General features: G+C 32.8%; 15 protein-coding genes. All 15 read left to right on the top strand.

Annotated features, from left to right (window positions below; all coding sequences use genetic code 11):
* Positions 1-2: 2 nt before the first annotated feature.
* The 15 genes from mfd (at position 3) to lysS (ending at position 17,651) form a co-directional block, all read left to right on the top strand.
* The gene (mfd, locus tag HMPREF2578_RS02785; RefSeq protein WP_171991288.1) at positions 3-3,506 is read left to right on the top strand and encodes a transcription-repair coupling factor; all 3,504 of its coding nucleotides are present in this window, start codon (positions 3-5) and stop codon (positions 3,504-3,506) included.
* Positions 3,490-5,064, top strand: coding sequence for a polysaccharide biosynthesis protein (locus HMPREF2578_RS02780; RefSeq protein ID WP_017176418.1), 1,575 nt, complete (start codon positions 3,490-3,492; stop codon positions 5,062-5,064). Before mfd ends, HMPREF2578_RS02780 begins: the two co-directional genes overlap by 17 nt.
* A gap of 2 nt (positions 5,065-5,066) precedes the next feature.
* On the top strand, positions 5,067-6,257 hold the full coding sequence (locus HMPREF2578_RS02775; protein WP_017176417.1) for a MazG nucleotide pyrophosphohydrolase domain-containing protein: 1,191 nt from the start codon (positions 5,067-5,069) through the stop codon (positions 6,255-6,257).
* Positions 6,254-6,535: an RNA-binding S4 domain-containing protein gene (locus tag HMPREF2578_RS02770; protein WP_017176416.1), complete on the top strand. Its 282-nt coding sequence runs from the start codon at positions 6,254-6,256 to the stop codon at positions 6,533-6,535. The genes HMPREF2578_RS02775 and HMPREF2578_RS02770 overlap by 4 nt, the downstream gene beginning before the upstream one ends.
* Positions 6,536-6,570: 35 nt before the next feature.
* Positions 6,571-6,966 (top strand): cell division protein DivIC, encoded by a 396-nt coding sequence (divIC, locus tag HMPREF2578_RS02765; RefSeq protein ID WP_017176415.1) that lies wholly within the window; start codon positions 6,571-6,573, stop codon positions 6,964-6,966.
* 134 nt (positions 6,967-7,100) lie between these two features.
* Positions 7,101-7,502, top strand: a complete 402-nt coding sequence (locus tag HMPREF2578_RS02760; protein WP_017176414.1) for a S1 domain-containing RNA-binding protein — start codon at positions 7,101-7,103, stop codon at positions 7,500-7,502.
* Positions 7,503-7,709: 207 nt separating this feature from the next.
* Positions 7,710-9,011: a tRNA lysidine(34) synthetase TilS gene (tilS, locus tag HMPREF2578_RS02755; protein ID WP_017176413.1), complete on the top strand. Its 1,302-nt coding sequence runs from the start codon at positions 7,710-7,712 to the stop codon at positions 9,009-9,011.
* On the top strand, positions 9,012-9,551 hold the full coding sequence (gene hpt, locus HMPREF2578_RS02750; RefSeq protein ID WP_017176412.1) for a hypoxanthine phosphoribosyltransferase: 540 nt from the start codon (positions 9,012-9,014) through the stop codon (positions 9,549-9,551).
* A 283-nt stretch (positions 9,552-9,834) separates the two neighbouring features.
* A complete protein-coding gene (ftsH, locus tag HMPREF2578_RS02745; RefSeq protein WP_017176411.1) occupies positions 9,835-11,967 on the top strand; it encodes an ATP-dependent zinc metalloprotease FtsH in 2,133 nt (710 codons plus the stop codon).
* 211 nt (positions 11,968-12,178) lie between these two features.
* Positions 12,179-13,063, top strand: a complete 885-nt coding sequence (gene hslO / locus HMPREF2578_RS02740) for an Hsp33 family molecular chaperone HslO (RefSeq protein ID WP_017176410.1) — start codon at positions 12,179-12,181, stop codon at positions 13,061-13,063.
* A gap of 196 nt (positions 13,064-13,259) precedes the next feature.
* The gene (gene cysK, locus HMPREF2578_RS02735) at positions 13,260-14,192 is read left to right on the top strand and encodes a cysteine synthase A (RefSeq protein WP_037541454.1); all 933 of its coding nucleotides are present in this window, start codon (positions 13,260-13,262) and stop codon (positions 14,190-14,192) included.
* Positions 14,193-14,373: 181 nt separating this feature from the next.
* The gene (folP, locus tag HMPREF2578_RS02730; RefSeq protein WP_017176409.1) at positions 14,374-15,177 is read left to right on the top strand and encodes a dihydropteroate synthase; all 804 of its coding nucleotides are present in this window, start codon (positions 14,374-14,376) and stop codon (positions 15,175-15,177) included.
* Positions 15,155-15,520 carry a dihydroneopterin aldolase gene (gene folB / locus HMPREF2578_RS02725; RefSeq protein ID WP_017176408.1) on the top strand — a complete coding sequence of 122 codons (366 nt, stop codon included), beginning with the start codon at positions 15,155-15,157 and terminating at the stop codon, positions 15,518-15,520. The genes folP and folB overlap by 23 nt, the downstream gene beginning before the upstream one ends.
* Entirely contained in the window at positions 15,520-15,999 is a 480-nt protein-coding gene (folK, locus tag HMPREF2578_RS02720) for a 2-amino-4-hydroxy-6-hydroxymethyldihydropteridine diphosphokinase (RefSeq protein WP_017176407.1), read from the top strand. The genes folB and folK overlap by 1 nt, the downstream gene beginning before the upstream one ends.
* Positions 16,000-16,160: 161 nt before the next feature.
* Positions 16,161-17,651 carry a lysine--tRNA ligase gene (lysS, locus tag HMPREF2578_RS02715; RefSeq protein ID WP_070508273.1) on the top strand — a complete coding sequence of 497 codons (1,491 nt, stop codon included), beginning with the start codon at positions 16,161-16,163 and terminating at the stop codon, positions 17,649-17,651.
* Positions 17,652-18,014: the final 363 nt, after the last annotated feature.

The following is an 18,014-nucleotide window of genomic DNA, read 5'->3' as shown; positions in this document are numbered from 1 at the left end:
GAATGATTATTTCTGACTATATTCAAAATGACAAACGATTCCAGGAACTTGACGAAGTCTTTGGCAACCAAAATATTTTAGTTACAGGTTTATCTCCCTCAGCCAAAGCAACCATTATTGCTGAAAAATACTTGAATGATGATAAGCAAATGCTATTAATCACAAATAATTTATATCAAGCAGACAAATTAGAAACTGATATATTGCAATACATTGATCATTCTGAAGTTTATAAATATCCAGTCCAAGATATTATGACAGAGGAATTTTCAACTCAAAGCCCACAACTTATGAGTGAACGTGTTAGAACTTTAACGGCATTATCTCATGATAAGAAAGGGTTATTTATCGTTCCTTTAAATGGTTTGAAAAAATGGTTAACTCCAGTAGAATTGTGGAAACATCATCAAATGACTTTAGAAGTTGGCGATGATATCGATGTGGATGAATTTTTAAATAAACTAGTAAACATGGGATATCGACGTGAGAGTGTCGTTTCTCACATTGGTGAGTTTTCTCTACGAGGCGGCATCATTGATATTTACCCCCTTATCGGTCAACCAGTTAGAATTGAATTGTTTGACACTGAAGTCGACTCGATTCGAGACTTTGATGTAGAAACACAACGTTCAAATGATAATGTTGAAAAGGTAGATATCACTACAGCGAGTGATTATATTATTACGGAAGATGTGATTAATCATCTTCAAACAGAATTACAAAAAGCATATGAACAAACACGTCCTAAAATTGATAAATCTGTACGAAATGATTTGAAAGAAACATATGAAAGTTTTAAATTATTTGAATCCACTTTCTTTGATCATCAATTACTTCGCCGTCTAGTTGCTTTTATGTATGACACACCTTCTACACTAATCGATTATTTCCAAAAAGATGCCATTGTAGTAGTTGATGAATATAATCGTATTAAAGAAACTGAAAAGACATTGACTACTGAAGTAGATGATTTTATCCAGAACTTAATTGAAAGTGGTAACGGATTTATTGGGCAGTCATTTATGGAATATGATGGGTTTGAAACGTTAATCAATCATTATCCAGTCACATATTTCACTTTATTTACATCGTCTATGCCAGTGAAGTTGCAACATATTATTAAATTTTCATGTAAGCCAGTGCAACAATTTTATGGACAATATGACATTATGCGTTCAGAATTTCAACGTTATGTAAGCAATAATTACACTATTGTAGTACTTGTAGAAACTGAAACGAAAGTTGAGCGTATTCAATCGATGCTTAATGAAATGCATATTCCTACTGTTACAAATATTCACTCAGAGATTGAAAGTGGACAAGCAATTGTAACAGAAGGTAGTCTATCAGAAGGTTTCGAACTGCCTTATATGCAACTTGTTGTAATTACGGAACGAGAATTATTTAAAACCAAACAGAAAAAACAACGAAAACGGACTAAAACAATTTCTAATGCTGAAAAAATTAAATCTTATCAAGATTTAAATGTTGGAGATTATGTTGTCCATGTGCACCATGGTGTGGGACGTTATTTAGGCGTTGAAACACTAGAAGTTGGAGACGTCCATAGAGATTATATTAAATTACAATATAAAGGAACCGATCAACTTTTTGTACCTGTTGATCAAATGGATCAAGTACAAAAATATGTTGCTTCAGAAGATAAATCGCCTAAATTAAATAAACTAGGCGGCTCAGAATGGAAAAAAACGAAAGCCAAAGTACAACAAAGTGTTGAAGATATCGCAGATGAACTTATTGCACTATATAAAGAACGAGAAATGTCAGTAGGTTATCAATATGGTGAAGATACGGCTGAGCAACATGATTTCGAAATGGACTTCCCATATGAACTTACACCAGACCAAGCTAAATCTATTGAAGAAATTAAAGAAGATATGGAAAAAGAACGTCCAATGGATCGCTTGCTATGTGGAGATGTGGGTTACGGAAAAACTGAAGTTGCTGTACGCGCGGCCTTTAAAGCTGTCATGGAAGGCAAACAAGTTGCCTTTTTAGTGCCTACAACGATTCTAGCGCAACAACACTACGAAACATTGATTGAACGGATGCAAGATTTTCCAGTAGAAATTCAGTTGATTAGTCGATTCCGTACTGCTAAGGAAGTTAGAGAGACTAAAGAAGGTCTAAAATCTGGATACGTTGATATCGTTGTTGGAACACATAAACTATTGAGTAAAGACATTCAATATAAAGATCTAGGATTACTTATTGTCGATGAAGAACAACGTTTTGGCGTACGTCATAAAGAACGTATTAAAACATTGAAAACCAATGTAGATGTATTGACACTTACAGCCACGCCAATTCCAAGAACATTGCATATGAGTATGCTTGGTGTACGTGACTTATCTGTCATCGAAACACCTCCAGAAAACCGCTTCCCTGTACAAACCTATGTATTAGAGCAAAATAGTAATTTTATTAAAGAGGCTTTAGAACGTGAACTTTCTCGTGATGGACAAGTATTCTACCTTTACAATAAAGTACAGTCTATTTATGAAAAGCGTGAACAGTTACAAATGTTGATGCCAGAAGCAAACATTGCTGTTGCTCATGGACAGATGACAGAGCGAGATTTGGAAGAAACCATGTTGAGTTTTATTAATGGAGAGTACGACATTTTAGTTACAACAACCATTATAGAAACAGGTGTCGATGTGCCTAATGCGAACACATTAATCATAGAAGAAGCGGATCGTTTTGGTTTAAGTCAACTTTATCAATTACGTGGTAGAGTTGGACGTTCAAGTCGTATTGGATATGCTTACTTCTTACATTCTGCTAATAAAGTATTAACAGAAACAGCTGAAGAACGTTTACAAGCGATTAAAGAATTCACTGAATTAGGTTCAGGATTTAAAATTGCCATGCGTGATTTAAATATACGTGGAGCCGGTAATTTATTAGGTAAGCAACAACATGGATTCATTGATTCAGTAGGTTTTGATTTGTATTCTCAAATGTTAGAAGAAGCGGTAAACGAAAAACGTGGTATTACAGAAGAAACCCCTGATGCACCAGATGTTGAAATGGAATTACACTTAGACGCGTATTTACCAGCAGAGTATATTCAAAATGAACAAGCTAAAATAGAAATTTATAAGAAATTGCGTAAAGTTGAAACTGAAGAACAGCTTTTTGATGTGAAAGATGAATTACTTGATCGCTTCAATGATTATCCTGTAGAAGTAGAACGTTTATTAGAAATGGTAGAAATTAAAATACATGCTTTACATGCAGGCGTGACATTGATTAAAGATAAAGGAAAACAAATTGAAGTATTTCTTTCAACTAAAGGTACAGAACAGATAAATGGTGAAGAATTATTTAAACAAACTCAACCTTTAGGACGAACAATGAAGTTGGGTGTTAAAGAAGGTAAAATGCATATTACTCTAACAAAATCTAAACAGTGGTTAGAAAACTTAAAATTCTTAGTAAAATGTCTTGAAGGAAGTATGGAACTTGAGTACGAATTATAAATCGTCATCTGAAGTTTCATCTTCTTCTAAGAATTCACGACAACATTCAGCATTTAATGGCGTAGTGATTTTAACGCTTGCTTTAGTCATTGTTAAAGTATTAAGTGCAATTTATCGAGTTCCATATCAAAATATTTTAGGTGACTCTGGATTATATGCCTATCAACAAATTTATCCTATTGTAGCGCTAGGTATGATACTATCAATGAATGCAGTTCCTAGTGCTGTCACTCAAGTATTTGGAAGTCACAGTGGAACTGAAGTATTTTCAAAAACACTTCTAAGATTTCAAATGATAGGTCTTATTATTTTTAGTGTGATTTTAGTATTCTCCCATCCATTAGCACTGTTAATGGGAGATGCTCACTTAGCACCAATGCTAAAAATGGCAAGTTTTAGCTATTTGTTTATAGGAATCCTGGGTGTGATTAGAGGCTTTTATCAAAGTAGACAACAAATGAATATACCAGCTATTTCACAAGTAATAGAACAATGTATTCGTGTGTGTGTTATTATTATAGCTATTTTAATGTTTATGTTTAAAGAATGGACCATTTATCAAGCTGGAGCACTTGCAATATTAGCCTCAGCCCTTGGATTTTTAGGTTCTAGTCTATATTTATTAGCAACAAGACCTTTCCGATTACAATTAAATCAGCACTCATATCCTCTTCCTTGGAAACAGCTAATACTTGCGACTCTCGTATTTGCATTAAGTCAATTATTAGTTATTTTATGGCAATTTATAGATAGTTTTACAGTCGTTCATATGCTACAAACATATGGTTTAGGATTTAGAGAAGCGATTATGCAAAAAGGGATCTATGATAGAGGTGCTTCATTTATTCAAATAGGTTTAATAGTGACAACTACATTTAGCTTTGTCCTAATTCCATTACTTACAGATGCAATGTCTGATCATAATCATGTTCTTATGAATCGTTATACAAATGCATCTTTAAAAATCACACTACTCATTAGCGTAGCAGCAGGTATAGGTCTTATTAATATACTACCGATGATGAACCATGTATTTTTCAAAACAGATCAATTAAGCTTCACACTTAGTATTTATATGCTTACTGTAATTGGTGTATCGCTTATCATGATGGACATCGCACTTTTACAAGTGATGAATCAAATTCGCCCTATTTTTATTGGTGTGATGTCAGGACTACTATTTAAAATTATCTTTAATGTGATTTTTATTCACTTTATGGGAATTTTAGGTGCAAGTATAAGCACAGTGCTTTCGCTTATGATATTTGTTACTATTTTACATTATGAGGTCGTTAAATATTATCGTTTTAATCGCATGCGCGCGTTTATTGTTAAATTGATGAGTGCGCTCATTATAATGTCAGTAGTCATACAGGGGTTGCGAATGTTATTACCTCCTGTAGGCCGTTTAGGAAGTCTAATTGAGTTGTTAATTATAGTAGGAATAGGGGGTCTCATATTCCTATTCCTTGTTATGTATATGAATATTTTAGGATATAAAGAATTAAAACACTTACCATTCGGCGATAAACTGTATCGCATAAAGAAAGGAAGATAGATATGACGCATACCCTTACCATTGTTGGTATAGGCAATCATAGTATGGATGATTTACCTTTAGGTGTCTATCGCTTTTTGAAACAGCAACAGAGTGTATATGCAAGGACACTCGAACATCCTGTTATTAAAGATTTAAAAAGTGACATTGAATTTAAAAGCTTTGATGACGTGTACGAAAAGTATGATCAATTTGAAGCGGTGTATCAACATATTGTTGAAACTTTAATAGAAGAAACGCGTATACAAGATACTGTTTACGTAGTGCCTGGACATCCTCGTGTAGCTGAAACGACGACTGCTAAATTACTTGATTACAATAAAAATAATGATGATATACATGTAAAGATTTTAGGTGGGAAAAGTTTTATAGATGATATATTTGTCGCAATCGATGAAGATCCTAATGATGGATTTACATTATTAGATGGTACTATTTTGAAAGAAAACACATTAAATATTCGAACACATACTCTCATTACACAAGTATATAGTGCGATGATTGCAGCAGATGTTAAACTCACATTAATGGAACGTTATCCAGACGATTTTAAAGTGAAGATAGTTACAGGCGCTAATAGTCAAGGCGCTAAAGTATTAGAAGTACCGTTATTTGAGTTAGATCATAATGAGGATATGTTTAACAATCTGACAAGTGTATTTGTGCCTAAAATAACGCGTGATGAAGATATGTATACTGATTTTGATTTTGCAGTTTATATTATTGACCATCTAGTGGATGATGAAAAAGGCTGTCCGTGGGATCGTGTGCAAACGCACGAATCACTTAAACGTTATTTATTAGAAGAAACATTTGAATTGTTTGAAGCAATAGATAATGAAGATGATTGGCATATGATTGAAGAACTCGGAGATATCTTATTACAAGTGCTACTTCATGCGAGTATTGGTAAAAAAGAAGGATATATGGATATTAAAGAAGTTATTGAAAGTTTAAATGCTAAAATGATTCGTCGACATCCTCACATATTCGGAGATAAAACAGTTGAAACAATAGAAGATTTAAATGATGTCTGGAAGAATGCAAAAGCAAAAGAAGGTAAAATACCTCGTGTGAAATTTGAGAAAGTATTTGCAGACCATTTTATGACATTGTATGATAAAACCAAAAATAAGGATTTTAATGAAGAAACCCTTAAAAATTATTTACAACAAGGGGAGAATGATAAATGAGATTAGATAAATATTTAAAAGTATCAAGACTTGTAAAACGTCGTACACTTGCTAAAGAAATTAGTGATCAAGGACGTGTAACAATTAACGGTAATGTAGCTAAAGCTGGCACAGATGTAAAAGTGGAAGACGAATTAGTCATTCGTTTTGGACAAAAACGTGTAACGGTTAAAGTAACTGGATTAAGTGAACATGCCTCAAAAGAAAATGCTAAAAATATGTATGAACTGATTAAAGAAGAACGAGTTCAACCATCTGCACAATCTGAAGAAGTGTAGTCTATGATTGAAACGTTTAAAGGAGGTGACAAGTTATGAGTAAAAAGGTAGAACATATTGATAATCAATATACTTCAGAACGAAATCGAAAGAAACAACGTCAACAAAAACGAATGCGTGTCGTTCGTCGAAGAGTAACAGTTTTTGGAGGATTATTATTAGCGATTATTATTATTCTATCTATCATGCTTGTCTTCCAAAAACAAAGTAACAATCAAGCAACAATAGAACGAAAGCATAAAGAAGAACAATTTCAGAAGAAACAAGATGAGGAAATAGCATTAAAAGAAGAGCTTAATAATCTTAACGATAAAGATTATATAGAGAAAGTTGCTCGAGATGACTATTATTTAAGTAACAATGGAGAAATTATTTTTAAATTGCCTAATGATAAATCATCGTCTAATTCTAAATCCTCTAGTAATAATTAAAAAGAGTAGGCAACTTTAAAAATTAAAGTAAAACGCTTAATTTAAAATAATCGTTTTATAGCATTGTGTAAATTTTAAAACAGGAATATAATAAGGTTAAAATTGAAACATTATCGGGAGGATTTATTTAGAATATGTCAATCGAAGTAGGAAACAAGCTAAAAGGTAAAGTGACAGGTATCAAAAAATTTGGTGCGTTTGTAGAATTACCTGAAGGTAAAAGTGGCTTAGTTCATATTAGTGAAGTTGCTGATAATTATGTTGAAAATGTAGAAGATCATTTATCAGTTGGAGATGAAGTGGAGGTAAAAGTTTTATCTATTGCAGATGATGGTAAAATCAGTCTCTCAATTAAAAAAGCGAAAGATCGTCCTCGTCGTCCACATCACAAATCTAATCAAAATAAACCGCCTCAACAAAAAGCAGAAGATTTTGAAAAGAAATTAAGTAATTTCTTAAAAGACAGTGAAGACAAATTGACTTCTATTAAACGTCAAACAGAATCAAGACGTGGTGGTAAAGGATCTAGACGTTAATTATATCTGTGTGAATAAATATAGCTAAGTTAACGGAGCCCTGGTTCCAATCATTTATTCTAGATTAATATGTATTGATAATAACTTAAGGGCATAAGATCATGTAAGATCTATGCCAGGGGTGAGATAAAGAACTGAAATTAAAGTTCTATCTCACTCTTTTTTCGTTATATCAATTATTTAGCCTAAGTCAGGAGGTTCAGTAATGTGAAAGTGAAAACGTCTCTTTGGAAAAAGACGGATCATTTAGCTGTTGCAGTATCTACAGGGATTGATAGTATGTGTTTATTATATAAATTATTAAATGACTTATCACATTCATATCAATCTATAACATGCTTGCATGTAAATCATGGTTTGAGAGATGCATCTGTCGAAGAAGAACGATTTATTAAACAATTCTGCAAGCAACATCAAATCCCCTGTTATGTTAAACAGTTAGATTTATCTAAAATAGTAGAAAAAGGAAAAAGTATTCAATCTGAAGCGAGAGATTTACGTTATCAATGGTTTGATGAGATGATGAGTAAGATAAATGCTGATGTGTTATTAACTGCTCATCATTTAAATGATCAACTTGAAACGATTTTTTATCGCGTTTTTACTGGTCGATCAACACGCAATTCATTAGGGATGAATGAATGTACTGAGCGAAATCATTATTTTATTTGTCGTCCTCTGATAGAGACATATAAAAATGATATAAAACAATATCAAACCATTCACCATGTGCCTTTTTATGAAGATGAATCTAATCACCATAATAAATATGCAAGAAATGACATTCGCAATCGACTTTTACCAGCTATTGATGAAAATAAGGACTTCAATGTGGAACAATTATTAAAGTTGAAACATTGGCATGATATGCAATTACAACTTACACAACAACGAATAAGTTGTTTTATAGAACAACATGTTAACTTTCACCTTAATAAAGAACGTATACAATTATCTCGAGCGTCTTTTAATCAACTAGATGAAATTTCAAAAATGATTTTATTAGATCGTTTATTTGAGATGCTTCAGTTAAATAAATCGTTTTCAGAAAAAAATTATAATGAATGGTTCGAACAAATTGAGAGTAAACAATCTCAAATTAAAATTCCCCTCACTGAAAAATGGATAATTCAAATTGCATATGATAAATTTATAATAATGGCTCATTATGAACAATCTCTACTTGAAGAACAAATTGTTACACATCCTTATACATATCAATTTGGTCATTATTTAATTACAATTCATCCAAATGAGAATGATGAAGCAATAGATTGGCCTCTAACGATTCGAACACGTAGAGATGGAGATAAGTTTAAGTTAAATGGTAGTCATGGACATAAAAAAGTAAGTCGTTTATTTATTGATAAAAAAATTGATAGCATAGAACGTACACAAATACCTATCATTTTAGATGCAAAACAACGAGTGATAGCTATAGGACAACTTTATGTGGCGACAAGCTTTAAACATATAATAGATATTAAAAAAATTGGAGATGACTCATAAATGAAAGATGATTTAAAAGATATTTTATTAACTGAAGAAGAAATCCAAGAAATTTGTAAAGATTTAGGTGAACAATTAACGAGAGATTACAAAGATAAACCACTTGTTTGTGTTGGTATCCTTAAAGGTTCAGTTATGTTTATGGCAGATTTAATTAAACGTATTGATACACATTTAGCAATTGATTTTATGGATGTTTCAAGTTATCACGGTGGTACAGAATCAACAGGAGAAGTACAAATTTTAAAAGACTTAAGTGCTTCTATTGAAAACAAAGATGTACTTATTATTGAAGATATTTTAGAAACAGGTACAACTTTAAAATCAATTACTGAATTACTACAATCACGCAAAGTTAACTCATTAGAAATCGTTACATTGTTAGATAAACCAAACCGTCGTAAAGCGGATATTGAAGCCAAATACGTTGGCAAAAAAATACCTGATGAGTTTGTAGTAGGATATGGTTTAGATTATGCTGAGCATTATCGAAATCTTCCTTACATTGGTACATTAAAACCGGAAATTTACAATAAATAAAATTTTATAATGTATTAGCAAATACAATAGATAGATTTTTAAATATAATAACTATACTAACGATATAAATTAGTGTAGACTCATTTTATATTCAAAATTGTCATTTTGTGAAACGACTATACATAGATATGTAAAGCCGAAAACAAAGAATGAGTAAATGATGAATATAAAATAATTAACTAGAATTAGAAAAGCGCTACAAAAGTTGAAATACTAGCCTTTATAAGCTAGATTATGTTACAATTTTTGTTAGCTTTATTATAGAAATAGGAGGAAATGACGCATGCAGAAAGCTTTTCGCAATGTGCTAGTTATCGCAATTATTGGCGTTATTATATTCGGTGTTTTCTCATATATCAATGGTAATGGAAATACACCGAAACAACTTTCCTATTCACAGTTTGTAGAGAAATTGGATAAAGGTGATCTTAAAACTTTAGAAATCCAACCTGAACAAAATGTGTACTTGGTAAGTGGTAAAACTAAAAATGATGAAGATTATTCTTCAACGATTTTATACAATAACGAAAAAGATTTACAAAAAATAACAAGTGAAGCTCGTAGCCAAAAAGGATTAGATTTTACAGTTAAAGAAGAAGAAAAACAAAGTGTCTTTGTCAGTATGTTGACAACGCTTATTCCTGTATTAATTATTGCTTTCTTATTTATATTCTTCCTTAGCCAAGCACAAGGTGGCGGCGGTGGAGGTCGTATGATGAACTTTGGTAAATCCAAAGCAAAAATGTACGACAATCAAAAACGTCGTGTTCGCTTCTCAGATGTTGCTGGGGCAGACGAAGAAAAACAAGAGTTAATTGAAATTGTAGATTTCTTAAAAGATAATAAGAAATTTAAGAAAATGGGTTCAAGAATTCCTAAAGGTGTCTTACTTGTAGGCCCACCAGGTACAGGTAAAACATTATTAGCACGTGCCGTTGCAGGTGAAGCTGGAGCTCCATTCTTCTCAATCAGTGGTTCTGACTTCGTTGAAATGTTTGTAGGTGTTGGTGCAAGTCGAGTACGTGATTTATTTGAAAATGCTAAGAAAAATGCACCATGTATTATTTTCATAGACGAAATTGATGCTGTTGGTCGTCAACGTGGTGCAGGTGTTGGTGGCGGTCACGATGAACGTGAACAAACGCTTAACCAATTATTAGTTGAAATGGATGGTTTCGGTGAGAATGAAGGTATCATTATGATTGCAGCAACCAACCGTCCTGACATTTTAGACCCTGCATTATTACGTCCTGGTCGTTTCGATAGACAAATTCAAGTAGGTCGTCCAGATGTTAAAGGCCGTGAAGCGATTCTTCATGTTCATGCTAAAAACAAACCACTTGATGAAACTGTCGATTTAAAAGCTATTTCTCAAAGAACGCCTGGTTTCTCTGGTGCTGATTTAGAAAACCTATTGAACGAAGCATCATTAATTGCCGCACGTGAAGGTAAAAATAAAATTGATATGCGTGATATTGAAGAAGCAACAGACCGAGTGATTGCGGGTCCAGCGAAAAAATCTCGTGTTATTTCTGATAAAGAACGTAATATTGTAGCACATCATGAAGCAGGGCATACAGTCATTGGTATGGTACTTGATGAAGCAGAAGTTGTACACAAAGTAACGATTGTGCCTCGTGGACAAGCAGGTGGTTACGCAATGATGTTACCTAAACAAGACCGCTTCTTAATGACAGAACCAGAATTGTTAGATAAAATTTGTGGTCTTTTAGGTGGTCGTGTATCTGAAGATATTAACTTCCATGAAGTATCAACTGGTGCTTCAAACGACTTTGAAAGAGCAACACAAATTGCACGTTCAATGGTCACTGAATATGGTATGAGTAAGAAATTAGGACCTTTACAATTCTCTACAAGCGGTGGCGGTCAAGTCTTCTTAGGTAAAGATATGCAAGGTGAACCTAACTATTCAGGCCAAATTGCTTATGAAATTGATAAAGAAGTTCAACGTATTATTAAAGAACAATATGAACGTTGTAAACAAATTTTATTAGAACATGAATCACAATTGAAACTGATTGCTAAAACATTATTAACTGAAGAAACACTAGTAGCAGAACAAATACGTTCATTATTCTATGATGGTGTTTTACCAACAGTGGATTATGATGCAGCTAAAGTGGTAAAAGATGAAGATAAAGATGATTCTGAGTTCTCAAACGGTAAATATGGTAAATCTTATGATGACATTCGTGAAGAACAACTTGAAGAAGGTCGTAAAGATGAAGCAGAAGACCGCAGAGAAGATGACAGAATCGATCATGATAAAAACAATCATCGTTCAGACCGTAATCAATCTCAAAATCATTCACAACGAAATGATAGAGATGAAACAGGTTATGAACAATCTCCAAATATAGAGCATCCAACAGATTCAAATCATAGAGAATCATAGCTAGTCATAAAAACTCTTTCGACTCGGGTTAAATAACCTTAATCGAAAGAGTTTTTAATATGATATAGGAGCATTATATACCCTAGAGCAAGTTACTTCATATTCTTAAATAAGCAGTGTAAAATAGATATTCTTAATAAAGGATTTAATATTAGATTTTAAAATAAATGAAACAAACGAAATAAAATAACATAAAGGAGAGATTAGAGTAATGACACATGATTATATTGTTAAATCATTGGCTTTTGATGGAGAAGTACGTGCGTATGCTGCATTAACAACTGAATCAGTTCAAGAAGGCCAAACACGTCACTATACATGGCCTACAGCTTCAGCAGCGATGGGGAGAACAATGACAGCAACGTTATTAATGGGGGCAATGTTAAAAGGAGATCAAAAGCTTACTGTCACAGTAGATGGTAAGGGCCCAATTGGTCGAATTATTGCTGATGCAGATGCACAAGGAAATGTCCGTGCATATGTTGACCATCCTCAAACCCATTTTCCACTTAATGATCAAGGTAAATTGGATGTAAGACGAGCAGTAGGTACTGAGGGTGCAATTCAAGTCGTTAAGGATGTAGGAATGAAAGATTATTTCTCAGGCGCAAGTCCAATCGTTTCTGGTGAGCTTGGAGAAGATTTCACTTATTATTTTGCGACAAGTGAACAAACACCGTCATCAGTGGGATTAGGGGTACTTGTTAACCCTGATAATTCTATTAAAGCAGCGGGTGGATTTATTATACAAGTCATGCCAGGCGCTAAAGAAGAAACTATTACTAAATTAGAAAATGCAATTAACCAAATGCAGCCAGTTTCTAAATTGATTGAACAAGGCTTAACACCAGAAGGTATCTTAAATGAAATTTTAGGTGAAGAGAATGTACAAATTTTGGAAACAATGGATGCACAATTTGAATGTAATTGTAGTCATGAAAAATTCCTAAATGCAATTAAAGGTTTAGGTGAAGCAGAAATTGAAGATATGATTAAAGAAGATCATGGTGCTGAGGCCGTGTGTCATTTCTGTGGAAATAAATATCATTATTCTGAAGGCGAACTTCAAGAACTACTTGATACAATAAAAAAATAGTAGAATGTTGATGAGCAATAAACGTATGTTTATTGCTCTTTTTTTATGGGAAGAACTAAATGTAACTAATGAAAGTAAAATATTACATCATATTTAAAGAAATATCTTTGTCTTTTTAGAAAATTCTGATAGAATATAGTTATATCCGATAGAAAAACTAAGTTTTAAATTAGAAAGTTAAAGGAGCGTTTTTTCGATGGCACAAAAACCTGTAGAAAATATTACACAAATTATTGGCAACACACCGGTAGTAAAATTAAGAAACGTAGTAGATGAAGATGCGGCAGATGTATATGTAAAATTAGAGTATCAAAATCCAGGTGGCTCTGTAAAAGACCGTATTGCTTTAGCAATGATTGAAAAAGCTGAAAAAGAAGGGAAAATTAAACCTGGTGATACAATTGTAGAACCAACAAGTGGTAATACTGGTATTGGTTTAGCATTTGTTTGTGCAGCTAAAGGTTATAAAGCAGTATTTACTATGCCTGAAACAATGAGTTCTGAACGTCGCAACTTATTAAAAGCATATGGTGCGGAATTAGTGTTAACACCTGGATCTGAAGCAATGAAAGGTGCTATTAAGAAAGCTAAAGAATTGAAAGAAGAACATGGTTATTTCGAACCTCAACAATTTGAAAATCTAGCTAACCCTGAAGTACATGCATTAACAACTGGTCCTGAATTAGTTGAACAATTTGAAGGCAAACAAATTGATGCTTTCTTAGCAGGTGTTGGTACTGGCGGTACACTATCTGGTGTAGGTAAAGTCTTAAAAGAGAAATATCCTAACGTTGAAATTGTAGCAATTGAACCAGAAGGATCTCCTGTATTAAGTGGTGGAGAACCTGGACCACATAAATTACAAGGTTTAGGTGCTGGCTTTGTACCTGATACTTTAAATACTAATATTTATGATAGTATCATTAAAGTTGGTAATGAAACTGCAATGGAAACATCACGTCGTGTGGCTAAAGAAGAAGGTATCTTAGCAGGTATTTCTTCAGGCGCAGCAATTTATGCAGCAATCGAAAAAGCAAAAGAGTTAGGTAAAGGTAAAACAGTTGTAACAGTATTACCAAGTAATGGTGAACGTTACTTATCTACACCATTATATTCATTCGATGACTAATGATGATATAAGTTGATATTTGAATATCATGTTTTAAATAAGAAATGGCTGGTTTCGTAAAAGGCGGAGCCAGCTATTTTTTAGTATAAAGGTTCTTTTAGTTAACAATACTGAAATATAGACTAAATGAGTGTATCATGTGAGTATACATATTTATTTTTAAAACAAAGGATGATTGATAGTGGGTAAAACAAAAATTATGGGAATCTTAAATGTAACGCCTGATTCATTTTCAGATGGTGGTCAGTATAATTCAATTGATAACGCAGTTACACGTGCTAAAGAAATGATTGATGAAGGCGTAGATATTATTGATGTAGGAGGCGTATCAACAAGACCTGGGCACACAGAAGTGTCTTTAGAAGAAGAAATGCAACGTGTAGTGCCAGTTGTAGAAGAATTAGTAAAACTAAATGTACAAATTTCCATAGATACATATCGCAGTGAAGTTGCTGAAGCTTGTCTAAGATTAGGGGCCACAATGATTAATGACCAATGGGCTGGGTTATATGATCCTCATATTTTAGATGTAGTTGCTAAATATGAAGCGGAAATTGTGTTAATGCATAATGGAGATGGCCAACGTGACCAACCAGTTGTAGAAGAAATGCTATTAACACTTATAAAGCAAGCAAATAAAGCAGAAATGGCAGGGATTCCAAAACATAAAATATGGTTAGATCCTGGAATTGGATTTCCCAAAAGTAGAAAAGAAAAAAATGAAGTAATGGCTCGATTAGATGAATTAGTTGCTACAGAGTATCCAGTTTTATTAGCGACAAGTCGTAAAAGTTTTATTAGAGATATGATTTCTACTGATACGACACCTAAAGAAAGAGATGAGGCCACTGCTGCTACTACTGCCTATGGTATAATGAAAGGCATAAAAGCAGTTCGCGTACATAATGTTGAATTAAATGTACGTTTAGCTCAAGGTATAGATTTTTTGAAGGAGAATGAAAATGAACGACATGATCTTTCTTAAAGGGATGAAGTTTTATGGATATCATGGTGCACTCGCAGCTGAGAATGAAATAGGTCAAATTTTTTTAGTAGACGTAACTTTAAAAGTAGACTTATCAAAAGCGGGGCAGACAGATAATGTTAAAGATACTGTGCATTATGGTGAAGTATTTGAGGATGTAAAAGATATTGTTGAAGGTCCACCTTGCAATTTAATCGAGCATCTAGCTGAACGTATTGCAAAACGTATAAATTCACACTATAATCGTGTAATGGAAACGAAAGTCAGAATCACTAAAGAAAATCCACCTATACCTGGTCATTACGATGGTGTGGGTATTGAAATAGTGAGGGAGAATCGTTAATGGTACAAGCATATTTAGGTTTAGGAAGTAATATTGGTGATAGAAAACAACAACTTCTTAAGGCAATTGATTTAATTGGAAACATTAAGGGTATAAAGGTAACAAAACAATCATCGATATATGAAACTGCACCGATTGGCTATACTGATCAGCCTAATTTCTTGAATTTGTGTTTAGAGATTGAAACCGAGTTGTCACCTCAGCAATTGCTTAAGCATTGTTTAGACATTGAACAACAACTGCATCGAGTAAGAGAAATACGTTGGGGTCCTAGAACATTAGATATAGATATCTTATTATATAGTGATAATATTATTGAAACAGACAATTTAAGTATACCTCACCCACGAATGCAAGAACGTGCTTTTGTACTTATACCGTTGAACGATATTGCATCGGACAAAAAGGATCCACGATTAAATCAGAAAATTCATGATTTAGTTTTTCCAGATGATACGGTTAAGAAATATAAAGATTAAGTGCTAAGATAAGTGCTTAAATTCTTAAGATATAAATATATTTTAAGAATTTAACTATGTGACTATGTATAAAATAGTGAATGGAAAATATTTTACAATATTTTTAATAAGTACATAACATCCATTAATAGTAAAACAGGAAGATTAAAGGAGAGAGAGTAATGTCAGAAGAAATGAATGACCAAATGCAGGTTCGTCGACAAAAATTACAAGAACTTATTGATTTAGGAATTGACCCATTTGGTAAACGCTTTGAACGCACAGCTACTGCAAGTGAATTAAAAGAAAAATGGGATCATTTTTCTAAAGAAGAATTACATGAAAAAGAAGACGAAAGTCATGTTTCTATTGCAGGGCGTTTAATGACAAAACGTGGTAAAGGTAAAGCAGGATTTGCACATGTACAAGATTTAACTGGTCAAATTCAAATTTATGTACGTAAAGATCAAATTGGCGAAGAACCTTTTGATAACCTTTGGAAAACAACGGATTTAGGTGACATTGTAGGTATTGAAGGTGTCATGTTTAAAACAAATACTGGCGAATTATCAGTAAAAGCAAAATTATTTACATTATTATCTAAAGCTTTAAGACCATTACCTGATAAATTTCATGGTTTACAAGATATTGAGCAAAGATATCGCCAACGTTATCTAGATTTAATTACTAACCAAGATAGTACTCGTACATTTATTAACCGTAGTAAAATCATCCAAGAAATGAGAAATTATTTAAATCAAAGAGGTTATTTAGAAGTAGAAACGCCAATGATGCATCAAATCGCTGGTGGTGCTGCAGCTCGACCATTTGTTACCCATCATAATGCACTAGATGCAACGTTATATATGCGTATTGCGATAGAATTACATTTAAAACGATTAATTGTAGGCGGATTAGAAAAAGTTTATGAAATTGGTCGTGTATTCCGTAATGAAGGTGTATCAACACGCCATAATCCTGAGTTTACTATGATAGAGTTATATGAAGCATATGCCGATTATCATGATATTATGGATTTAACAGAATCTATGGTTAGACATATTGCACAAACTGTATTAGGTTCAGCAAAAGTGCAATATAATGGCGAAGAAATTGACTTAGAATCAGATTGGAAACGACTTCATATTGTAGACGCTGTTAAAGAGGCTACAGGTGTAAACTTTTATAATGTGAAAACGGATGAAGAAGCTAAAGCATTAGCTAAAGAGCATGGTATCGAAATTACAGAAAACATGAAATATGGACATATTTTAAATGAATTCTTTGAACAAAAAGTTGAAGAAACATTAATTCAACCTACATTTATTTATGGACATCCAATTGAAATTTCTCCACTTGCTAAGAAAAATCCAGAAGATCCAAGATTTACTGATCGTTTCGAGTTGTTTATTGTAGGTAGAGAACATGCAAATGCTTTCACAGAATTAAATGATCCAATCGATCAACGTGAACGTTTTGAAGCACAACTTGTTGAAAAAGAACAAGGTAACGATGAAGCTCATGAAATGGATGAAGATTACATTGAAGCGCTTGAATACGGTATGCCACCAACAGGCGGACTAGGAATTGGAATTGATCGTTTAGTTATGTTGTTAACAGATTCACCATCTATTAGAGATGTATTATTATTCCCTTACATGAGACAAAAATAAGATCAATATAAATTAAAAGCGTTGCTTGCTAAGGTAAGCAACGCTTTTTTATGAAAAACAAAATGAAAAAAATTAATTAAAAAAGGACTAGATATTATATATATGATGTGGTAGTATACTATGAGTGTTCAAAAATTAAATCCTTTTTTAAAAATTAATTTAAAAAATCTTTAAAAACTTATTGACATTAAACTTTGTTTATTATAAGATATAAAAGTCGTCAAAAACGAAAGTTAATTTTGTAAAACGCTTGTAAAAAGAATTTTAATAAAGTGTAAAATTAACTATTGAAAAATTAATTAATTAGTAATATACTTGTTTAAGTAAGTTGTTGTCTGGTGACAATGGCAAGGAGGTCACACC

The sequence above is a fragment of the Staphylococcus sp. HMSC072H03 genome (assembly GCF_001809305.1).
Lineage (GTDB): Bacteria > Bacillota > Bacilli > Staphylococcales > Staphylococcaceae > Staphylococcus > Staphylococcus hominis.
Note: the sequence above shows the minus strand (reverse complement) of the source record. Positions and strands in the feature narration are given on the sequence as shown.

What these genes read in the sequence shown, in the direction of transcription:
- folB (WP_017176408.1), top strand. Translation starts at nt 15,155, where the DNA reads ATGAACGACATGATCTTTCTTAAAGGGATGAAGTTTTATGGATATCAT.
- HMPREF2578_RS02760 (WP_017176414.1), top strand. Translation starts at nt 7,101, where the DNA reads ATGTCAATCGAAGTAGGAAACAAGCTAAAAGGTAAAGTGACAGGTATC.
- hslO (WP_017176410.1), top strand. Translation starts at nt 12,179, where the DNA reads ATGACACATGATTATATTGTTAAATCATTGGCTTTTGATGGAGAAGTA.
- hpt (WP_017176412.1), top strand. Translation starts at nt 9,012, where the DNA reads ATGAAAGATGATTTAAAAGATATTTTATTAACTGAAGAAGAAATCCAA.
- folK (WP_017176407.1), top strand. Translation starts at nt 15,520, where the DNA reads ATGGTACAAGCATATTTAGGTTTAGGAAGTAATATTGGTGATAGAAAA.
- cysK (WP_037541454.1), top strand. Translation starts at nt 13,260, where the DNA reads ATGGCACAAAAACCTGTAGAAAATATTACACAAATTATTGGCAACACA.
- HMPREF2578_RS02770 (WP_017176416.1), top strand. Translation starts at nt 6,254, where the DNA reads ATGAGATTAGATAAATATTTAAAAGTATCAAGACTTGTAAAACGTCGT.
- mfd (WP_171991288.1), top strand. Translation starts at nt 3, where the DNA reads ATGATTATTTCTGACTATATTCAAAATGACAAACGATTCCAGGAACTT.
- lysS (WP_070508273.1), top strand. Translation starts at nt 16,161, where the DNA reads ATGTCAGAAGAAATGAATGACCAAATGCAGGTTCGTCGACAAAAATTA.
- divIC (WP_017176415.1), top strand. Translation starts at nt 6,571, where the DNA reads ATGAGTAAAAAGGTAGAACATATTGATAATCAATATACTTCAGAACGA.
- ftsH (WP_017176411.1), top strand. Translation starts at nt 9,835, where the DNA reads ATGCAGAAAGCTTTTCGCAATGTGCTAGTTATCGCAATTATTGGCGTT.
- HMPREF2578_RS02775 (WP_017176417.1), top strand. Translation starts at nt 5,067, where the DNA reads ATGACGCATACCCTTACCATTGTTGGTATAGGCAATCATAGTATGGAT.